Consider the following 8,124-nt stretch of genomic DNA (forward strand, 5'->3'; position numbering starts at 1 on the left):
TGGCGGTTTCGGCATCGAGGCGCCCTCCGGCGGCGCGGACGACCAGGGCGAGCACCGCGAGGTGCGGGCCGCCGAGGTGGCCGAACTGCTCGCCCGGGCCGGCTCGGTGATCATCACCCCCGGGTACGGCATGGCCGTCGCGCAGGCCCAGCACCCGGTGGCGGAACTGACGCGGCGGCTGCGCGAGCGGGGCGTGGAGGTCCGCTTCGGCGTCCACCCCGTCGCGGGGCGCCTGCCGGGGCACATGAACGTGCTGCTGGCCGAGGCGAAGGTGCCGTACGACATCGTCCTCGAACTGGACGAGATCAACGACGACTTCGCGGACACCTCGGTCGTCCTGGTCATCGGCGCCAACGACACCGTCAACCCGTCCGCGGCCGAGGACCCGGCCAGCCCGATCGCCGGCATGCCGGTGCTGCGCGTCTGGGAGGCGGAACACGTCGTCGTCTTCAAACGCTCCATGGCCTCCGGCTACGCGGGCGTGCAGAACCCGCTCTTCTTCCGCGAGAACAGCGGCATGCTCTTCGGCGACGCCAGGCAGAGCGTCGAGGAGATCCTGCGGGCGCTCGGCACGGACGACGGCCACGGCCCGGCCCCGGACGCACGCCAGGCCGCACCGGCCGGCCGGTGACGCGGGGGCGGCCACCGGCCCACCCGGTGACCGCCCGCGCGGAGCGTGAGAGGTGACCGGGGTCACGGCACGATGCCGTCCCCTGTGTTAGTGTCACGCGTTTGCGTGGTCGTCGCGGTGGGACGATGCCGCACGTCCGGTTCCGCGGGTGCGCGGACCGTTCGATCCTGCCGGGCCTTCCTCGGTACGTTCTCCTGCGGAAGGCTCTTCCCGATGCATCCCGATGACTCCGGCACCGCTCACGGCGGTCCCGCCCAGCCCGGCGCCACCGCCCCGGCGCCGTCCCCCGTCTCCTTCGCCGGCCTGGGACTGCCCGCGGAGGTGCTGCGGACACTGAGCGCACACGGGGTGCGCGAACCCTTCCCGATCCAGGCCGCCACACTGCCCGACGCCCTGAAGGGCCGCCACGTCCTCGGCCGCGGGCGCACCGGCTCGGGCAAGACGCTCGCCTTCGGCCTGCCGCTGCTGGCACGTACGGCCGGCCGGCGCGCCGAGCCGAAGCAGCCCCGCGCCCTGATCCTCGTACCGACCCGCGAGCTGGCCCAGCAGGTCACCGAGGCGCTGGCGCCGTACGCCGAGGCACTGCGCCTGCGGACGGCCACGGTCGTCGGCGGCATGTCGATCGGCCGGCAGATCGCCGCGCTGCGCGAGGGGGCCGAGGTGGTCGTCGCCACCCCCGGACGCCTGCACGACCTGATCGAGCGCAACGCCTGCCGCCTGGGACGGGTGGCGATCACCGTGCTGGACGAGGCCGACCAGATGTGCGACCTGGGATTCCTGCCGCAGGTCGTCGACGTCCTCGACCAGGTGCACCCCGACGGCCAGCGGATGCTGTTCTCGGCCACTCTGGACCGCGACGTCGACCAGCTGGTCAGCCGCTACCTCCACGACCCCGTCGTCCACTCGGTCGACCCGTCCGCGGGCGCCGTCGCGACGATGGAGCACCACGTCCTGGTCGTCCACGGCCCCGACCGCTACGCGGTCACCACGGAGATCGCCGCCCGCGACGGCCGCGTCCTGCTGTTCCTCGACACCAAGCACGCCGTCGACCAGCTCACCCGGCATCTGCGGGCGAGCGGGGTGCACGCCGGGGCCCTGCACAGCGGCAAGTCGCAGCCCCAGCGCACGCGGACCCTGGCGCAGTTCAAGAACGGCCAGATCACCGTGCTGGTGGCGACCGACGTCGCGGCCCGCGGCCTGCACGTCGACGACCTCGACCTCGTCGTCAACGTCGACCCGCCCACCGACCCCAAGGACTATGTGCACCGGGCCGGCCGCACCGCCCGCGCCGGCAGGTCCGGCAGGGTGGTCACGCTCGTGCTGTCGGGGCAGCGCAGTGAGACGAGCCGCATGCTGGCCGGGGCCCGCATCGAGCCGACCGTCACCAAGGTGCGTTCCGGCGAGGCGGAGCTGAGCCGGATCACCGGCGCCCGAAGGCCCTCCGGCACCCCGCTCGACGGCGGTCCCGCCGCCCCCCGGCCCAAGAACAACAACGCTCCCTTCCGCGGCCTCGGCACCAGCAAGGACCCCGCCCGCGGCACCGGCGGCAAGTCGCGGAAGTCCGGCGAGGCCCGCAGGCTCGCCGAGGCCCGCAAGGCCGCCCAGGTGCGACGCAACGGCTGACAGGTCCCGCGCCGCGGCCCGGCATGACAAGCTGTGCCTGCCCCAACCGCCCCGAACCCAGGAGGTCACCATGACCGCAGAGCCCGCATCGACGGAAGGTTCGGAGCCGGCCGACGCCGAGACGTCTCCTCTGACGCCGGACAGCGACGGCAACTACGACCTCAAGCGCAAGTTCCGCGAAGCCCTGGCCCGCAAGCGCGGTGCGCAGGCGGACGCCGCCGACGTGGCTGCCAATCCCGACGCGTCGAAGGTGCGTGCGGCGCACGGTCCGGCCGCCAGCCAGCGGTCGTTCCGGCGCAAGAGCGGCGGCTGAGCCGGGCGGGCCGTGACCGGAGGCCTCGCCTCCGGGAACGGCCCGGCCCCGGTGGTCACGCGTCGCCGGCGGGGGAGCGGCGGGCGGCGTGACGGCGCAGGTGCAGCGGGAGTACGTACCAGCACAGGCCGAACCAGAGCATCACCGCGGCGGCGAGCGTCTCGGCGAGGACGCCGGGGATCACGAAGCGCAGGATCAGCAGCAGCGTGCAGCCGATGGTCAGCGCGAGCAGGATCATCCCGCACATCATCAGCCGGCCGGCGGCCTCCACCACCTCGTCCTTCATGCGCTGCCCGGACAGGAAGCGGTGTATGGAGACGGGCGCTATCAGCGATCCCGTCGCCGAGGCCCCGAGGACCACGGTGGTGACGTAGATGACGCGGTCCGCCGTGCCCAGTTCCCGGAACAGCGGGGTGAAGGCCACGCTCAGCAGGAAGCCGAAGAGGATCTGCACGCCGGTCTGGGTGACCCGCGTCTCCTGAAGGATCTCGTTCCAGCGGCGGTTGACCCGCTCGCGCGGGGACTCCGGCGCCTCGGCACCGGACACCGGCCCGTGGCCGTCGACGTGTGCGCAGCGAGCGGTCTCCTTCTCCCCGGCCTCGGCCGGCTGCTCCACCGTGGTCATGGCACCTCCTGATCGCAGGCCGATCGTCTGCCCCGCCCGGCCGCCTTCATGCAGGTGACGGCGCACAACGGCCGGCCGGCCACCGGTGCGTCGGCAACGGGCCGCCACCGCAAGGCCCTTGTACTACGGTGAAGCCGGCCCGATCCTGCTGAGGACGGCGGACGGGCGGCTGCCGGGGAGGAGCGCGTGGTCATGTCACGGAGCACGAAGATCGCAGTCGTTTCGGTCGCCGTCGTGCTGACGGCGTCGACCCCCTTCTTCTGGCTGCTGGCGGACCCGGGCACCGGCCAGCTCGTCGGGGCTTCGGTCCAGGGGGCCACCGGTGTCGCCGCCCTGGTCTGGGCGTTGATGCAGCCCTCCGCCACCGCGCAGTCCGAGTTCGTGGCGACCGACACGGGGCGGGCCGAGGCGACCGGCGGAGGCCGGACGACCACCGGAGTGCGACGCCCGTCGGGGACCGGGAGGGCGACGGTCCGGGTGGAGCGGACCGGCGACGCCACCTCGGACGGGCCCGGCAGCAGCGCCAATTCGGGCGTGGACCTCGGCTGACCGACGGCCGGGGAGACCATGGCACGGGGGAGAGACGCGGACCGATGGTGAAATGGCCCGGGCGGCGTCCCGGCCCGGACGACGACGCGGAAGCCGGGAGCGGAGCGAAGACGGCGGTCACGGAGACCGGCGAGACCAGGGCGCGTGACGGTGCCCGGGCGGTGTCGGGCCGCGCCGGCCCCGGTCCGAGGCGATCGGGTCCGGTCCGGGTGAGCCGTACCGGGAACGCCACCGCCAACGGCGGTGTGGCCAACACCGGATACCTGCGGATCCGCAAGCTCGTCCAGGTGCACCAGGCGGCGGCCCCGCGTCCCCCGCTGGACGTCGCGGCCGACGCGCTGGCCGGGGCCGTGCGCGGCCAGTGGGAGGAGGAGGCCGCGCTGCGCAGGCTCCTGGAGCCCGCGCCCCTTCCCCTGCGCTGGCAGGTGACCCGGCGCAAAGTGGCGGGCCGGATCGACGGCGCCGTCGCCGAGGAGGGCCGCGCACGGTTCGACCCGCTGCCCGGTCTCGCCCCGGTCACTCGCGACGTCCTGCGCCGCGGCGGCGGCCTGCCCGCACTGCACGCGGTCTACGGCGGCCTGCCCTCGGGCCGGCTGCTGCTCGTGGGCGAGCCGGCGGTGGGCAAGACCTCCGCCGCGATCCTGCTGCTGCGCGAGGCGCTCAGGCACCGCGCCAAGGCCGCGCCGGACGAACGGGCCGGCATCCCCGTACCCGTGATGCTCACACCGTTCGGCTGGGACCCCGCCGAGGAGAGCGCGGCCGACTGGGTCGCGGGCCGGCTCTGCCACCAGTACACCCTGTTCCGCAGCCGGGGCGGACTCGACCGGGCGAGGGAGCTGCTGGCCGACGGTCGGATCGCCCTGTTCCTGGACGGCATCGACGAGGTCGCGGGCAAGCCGCGTGCGGCCATGCTGAGCGCCCTGGAGGAGGCGGACTTCCGGGTCGTGGTCGTCTCCCGGGCCAGGGCCCTCACCGGCAGGCACCAGCGGCTGAGCGGAGCGGCGGCGCTGGAGATCCAGCCGGTGTCCGCCGAGGACGCCGGCGCCTACCTCATGAACCTCCTGCCGGACCCGGGCCCGTCCGGCTGGGAGGAGTTCCACCGCAGACTCCACGAACCCGGCAGCGCGGTGGCCGAGACGCTGACCAGCCCGCTCGCGGTCAGCCTGCTGCGCGACGTCTACGCCGACCACGCCGACCACGACGGCCGCCGCGTCGACGAGTTGCTGGACACCGCCCGCTTCCCCGACGCCCGGTCGCTCCGGGAACACCTCCTGGACCAGTTGATCACCACCGCGTACACCCCCAGGCCGAGACGCCCGCGCCCCCGCCACTCACCGGAGACGGCGCGACGGACGCTGCGCTACCTCGCCGCACAGGTCACTTCGACCCAGGCCGACCGTGAGCTGCGCTGGTGGCACATCCCCGCCTGGACCGACCCCCGGCCCAGGACGATCGCCGTCGGGGCCGTCACCGGGCTGCTGTACGGGCTGGTGGGCCTCTTCGTCCTGTGGGAGACGACGGGCCCGCTGTGGGCGTGCCTGCTCGCGCCCCTCTGCGCGGTCGCCGGGGCGGTCCTGGCCGCCCACCGCCACGCGGAACTGAGCGACCAGCCGCCGCTGCCCAGCGCCGGATGGCGCGACATCTTCCCGCCCCGTGCCGTCGCCCTCGGGATCTTCGTCTGGCTGTTCTCGGGAACCGTGTCCTGGCTGGCGCTCCAACTGCCCGGCATGCACCCGTTGCCGGTCTGGCTGGCCTGCCTCGCCGCGCTGCCACTCGGATTCGGCACGACGCTGGTGAGCAGCCGCGGCTACAAGCTGGTGGCAGGCACGCTCCTCGGCACCGGCTCGGGACCCGGGTACAACGAACTCAGAGACCGCCTCAGCCGCCGCCCGGTGGCGGAGACCCAGGCGGTCGGCCCACGCGAGGTGTGGCGGCACCACATCGGACTGAGGCTGCTGCTCGGTCTCCTGACGGGAGTCGCCGTCGCCCTGTTCGCGGGCCTGCTCGCGGCCCACGAGTACGGCGTCGAGAAGGGCGCTCTGGTCGGTGCCCTGGCGGGGCTGTACCCCTTCCTCTTCGCCGGCCCGGTCGGCAACCTCGGGGTCGCCACCGCGCTCGCCGCACTCCAGCTCTCCGCGGCCGAGGGCACACCGGTGCGTCTGGTCGCCTTCCTGGAGGACGCACGGCGCCGCGGCATCCTGCGCGCGGCGGGCCCGGCCTACCAGTTCCGCCACGACTGGCTGCGGGCGCGCCTCACCGGTCCGGCACGATCCGGGGACTGAGCGCGGGTCGTGTGCAGGGGCGCGGGAGGCGGACGACGCCCGAACCGGGGCCTGCACGCCGCGTGTTAGCCTGCGGCGCGATCAAGACCGCAGGCGTACGGGGGAGACACGGTGGGCTCGGACGGTTACCAGGCCGGACCAGGGCGTCCTGGGGGGATCTCCCCGACGCGTACAGCGTCCCTCTTCCGCGGTGGCAGGGGTGGCAGGGGCGGTGCCGCGATCGCGGCGGCCGCGCTCCTGACGCTCGCCACGGCCTGCGGCTCGGGCTCCGGCGGCTCCGGTGACGCGTCGAGCCGCCCGGTGGACGACACCAGCATCACCGCCGAGCCGGGGGAGCGCTTCACGCTCACCGTCGACCAGAACGCCTCCACCCGCGAGTACTGGTACCTGGCCGACCCCGCGCCCGACAGCGCGGTGCTGGTCGTCCGCGGCCGGGACTACGCCTCGGCGGCCGGCGAGGAGCCGATGCCCGGCGCGGCCGGCCGGCTCACCTTCACCTTCGAGGCCAAGGGCAGGGGGACCACCCGGTTCACGCTGCTGCACTGCACCTTCACCACCTGCCAGGGCAACACGTCCTCGCGGCCCCCGGAGACGACCGGCCCCTCCGCCGGCCCGACCACGGGACCGTCCGCCTCCGCCCAGGCCCCCGAGCGCATCACGTACACCGTCACCGTCGACTGAGCGGTCACTGAAGAGGTTCGGGCGGCGATGCCGGCGCGGCCGTGCCGTCCGTGAAGGCCTCCAGGATGCGTTCCGCGGCCAGCGTGGCCGTCAACCCGCCCTCCCGCACCCGCTGTTCGAGCCGCGGCGCGAGGGAGCGGACGGCCGGGTCGGCGTGCAGACGGCCCAGCAGTTCGTCGTGGACCATGGCCCAGACCCAGTCGACCTGCTGGGTGCGCCGCTTGCCGGCGAGACGGCCGGTGGAGTCCAGCAGCGTGCGGTGCTGCTCCAGGCGTTCCCAGACGGTGTCGAGCCCGGCCGACTCGCGCGCGCTGCAACTGAGCACCGGCGGCGTCCAGAAGGCGTCCTTGCCGTGCATCAGCCGCAGCGCGCCCGCCAGTTCACGGGCGGCGGCACGGGCGTCGCGTTCGTGCGGGCCGTCCGCCTTGTTGACGGCGATGACGTCGGCCAGCTCCAGCACGCCCTTCTTGATGCCCTGGAGCTGGTCGCCGGTGCGGGCCAGGGTGAGCAGCAGGAAGGAGTCGACCATGTCGGCGACGGTGGTCTCGGACTGGCCGACGCCGACCGTCTCGACCAGCACCACGTCGTAGCCGGCGGCCTCCATCACGATCATCGACTCGCGGGTCGCCTTCGCGACCCCGCCGAGCGTCCCCGCGGTGGGGGAGGGGCGGACGAACGCGGCCGGGTCGACGGCCAGGCGCTCCATGCGGGTCTTGTCGCCGAGGATCGAGCCGCCGGTCCGGCTGGAGGACGGGTCGACGGCGAGGACGGCGACCCTGTGCCCGAGCCCGGTCAGCATGGTGCCGAAGGCGTCGATGAACGTCGACTTGCCCACGCCCGGCACACCGCTGATGCCGATCCGCCGGGCCGTGCCGCTGTGCGGCAGCAGCTCGGTCAGCAACTGCTGGGCGAGCGCCCGGTGCTGGGGGCGGGTGGACTCCACGAGGGTGATCGCCCGGGCGACGACCGCCCGCTTGCCGTCCAGGACGCCCTTGACGTACGCGTCGAGTGCGAGGGCCATCAGGTCACCCGGCTCACAGCTCGCCGTGCCCGAGACCGGCCGCCAGCCGCTCCACCAGGTCACGGGCCGCGTCCGGGATGACCGTGCCGGGCGGGAACACGGCCGCCGCGCCCATCTCCAGCAGCACCGGCACGTCCTGCGGCGGGATCACCCCGCCGACGACGACCATGATGTCCTCCCGGCCCTCCTCGGCGAGCGCCTCGCGCAGCGCCGGCACGAGGGTGAGGTGCCCGGCGGCCAGGGACGACACCCCGACGATGTGCACGTCCGCCTCGACGGCCTGGCGGGCCACCTCGGCCGGGGTCTGGAACAGCGGGCCGACGTCCACGTCGAAGCCGAGGTCGGCGAAGGCGGTGGCGATCACCTTCTGGCCGCGGTCGTGGCCGTCCTGGCCCATCA

The 8,124-nt window shown here is 74.2% G+C and carries 9 protein-coding genes; 6 read left to right on the forward strand and 3 right to left on the reverse strand.

Annotated elements, in window-relative coordinates:
- The 3 genes from GTW67_RS07585 to GTW67_RS07595 all read left to right on the forward strand — a co-directional run.
- Window positions 1–631, forward strand: a 631-nt coding sequence (locus GTW67_RS07585) for an NAD(P)(+) transhydrogenase (Re/Si-specific) subunit beta (RefSeq protein WP_202436944.1), incomplete at its 5' end; no start/stop codon positions are given.
- A 213-nt stretch (window positions 632–844) separates the two neighbouring features.
- Window positions 845–2,254 carry a DEAD/DEAH box helicase gene (locus tag GTW67_RS07590; RefSeq protein WP_161164035.1) on the forward strand — a complete coding sequence of 470 codons (1,410 nt, stop codon included), beginning with the start codon at window positions 845–847 and terminating at the stop codon, window positions 2,252–2,254.
- Window positions 2,255–2,324: 70 nt separating this feature from the next.
- A complete protein-coding gene (locus GTW67_RS07595) occupies window positions 2,325–2,567 on the forward strand; it encodes a DUF5302 domain-containing protein (RefSeq protein WP_161164036.1) in 243 nt (80 codons plus the stop codon).
- 55 nt (window positions 2,568–2,622) lie between these two features.
- On the opposite strand, the gene GTW67_RS07600 is transcribed toward GTW67_RS07595, so the two are convergent.
- Window positions 2,623–3,192 (reverse strand): DUF6328 family protein, encoded by a 570-nt coding sequence (locus tag GTW67_RS07600; RefSeq protein ID WP_161164037.1) that lies wholly within the window; start codon window positions 3,190–3,192, stop codon window positions 2,623–2,625.
- Between the two features lie 192 nt (window positions 3,193–3,384).
- Between GTW67_RS07600 and GTW67_RS07605 the strand changes: the two genes are divergently transcribed.
- The 3 genes from GTW67_RS07605 to GTW67_RS07615 all read left to right on the forward strand — a co-directional run bounded on the left by GTW67_RS07605 (window position 3,385) and on the right by GTW67_RS07615 (window position 6,704).
- Window positions 3,385–3,741 carry a hypothetical protein gene (locus GTW67_RS07605; RefSeq protein ID WP_202436945.1) on the forward strand — a complete coding sequence of 119 codons (357 nt, stop codon included), beginning with the start codon at window positions 3,385–3,387 and terminating at the stop codon, window positions 3,739–3,741.
- 209 nt (window positions 3,742–3,950) lie between these two features.
- Complete coding sequence (locus GTW67_RS07610) at window positions 3,951–6,023, forward strand: NACHT domain-containing protein (protein ID WP_161164038.1); 2,073 nt, start codon at window positions 3,951–3,953, stop codon at window positions 6,021–6,023.
- Window positions 6,024–6,323: 300 nt separating this feature from the next.
- A complete protein-coding gene (locus GTW67_RS07615) occupies window positions 6,324–6,704 on the forward strand; it encodes a protease inhibitor I42 family protein (protein WP_346010592.1) in 381 nt (126 codons plus the stop codon).
- A gap of 4 nt (window positions 6,705–6,708) precedes the next feature.
- Here the strand turns inward: GTW67_RS07615 and meaB are convergent, their stop codons facing one another.
- The gene (gene meaB, locus GTW67_RS07620; RefSeq protein ID WP_202436946.1) at window positions 6,709–7,725 is read right to left on the reverse strand and encodes a methylmalonyl Co-A mutase-associated GTPase MeaB; all 1,017 of its coding nucleotides are present in this window, start codon (window positions 7,723–7,725) and stop codon (window positions 6,709–6,711) included.
- Between the two features lie 13 nt (window positions 7,726–7,738).
- On the reverse strand, window positions 7,739–8,124 hold a 386-nt coding region (locus tag GTW67_RS07625; RefSeq protein WP_202436947.1), incomplete at its 5' end, for a methylmalonyl-CoA mutase C-terminal domain-containing protein.

The sequence above is a fragment of the Streptomyces sp. SID5910 genome (genome assembly GCF_009862125.1).
Taxonomy (GTDB): Bacteria; Actinomycetota; Actinomycetes; order Streptomycetales; family Streptomycetaceae; genus Streptomyces.

What these genes read in the sequence shown, in the direction of transcription:
- GTW67_RS07590 (WP_161164035.1), top strand. Translation starts at nt 845, where the DNA reads ATGCATCCCGATGACTCCGGCACCGCTCACGGCGGTCCCGCCCAGCCC.
- GTW67_RS07595 (WP_161164036.1), top strand. Translation starts at nt 2,325, where the DNA reads ATGACCGCAGAGCCCGCATCGACGGAAGGTTCGGAGCCGGCCGACGCC.
- GTW67_RS07600 (WP_161164037.1), bottom strand. Translation starts at nt 3,192, where the DNA reads ATGACCACGGTGGAGCAGCCGGCCGAGGCCGGGGAGAAGGAGACCGCT.
- GTW67_RS07605 (WP_202436945.1), top strand. Translation starts at nt 3,385, where the DNA reads ATGTCACGGAGCACGAAGATCGCAGTCGTTTCGGTCGCCGTCGTGCTG.
- meaB (WP_202436946.1), bottom strand. Translation starts at nt 7,725, where the DNA reads ATGGCCCTCGCACTCGACGCGTACGTCAAGGGCGTCCTGGACGGCAAG.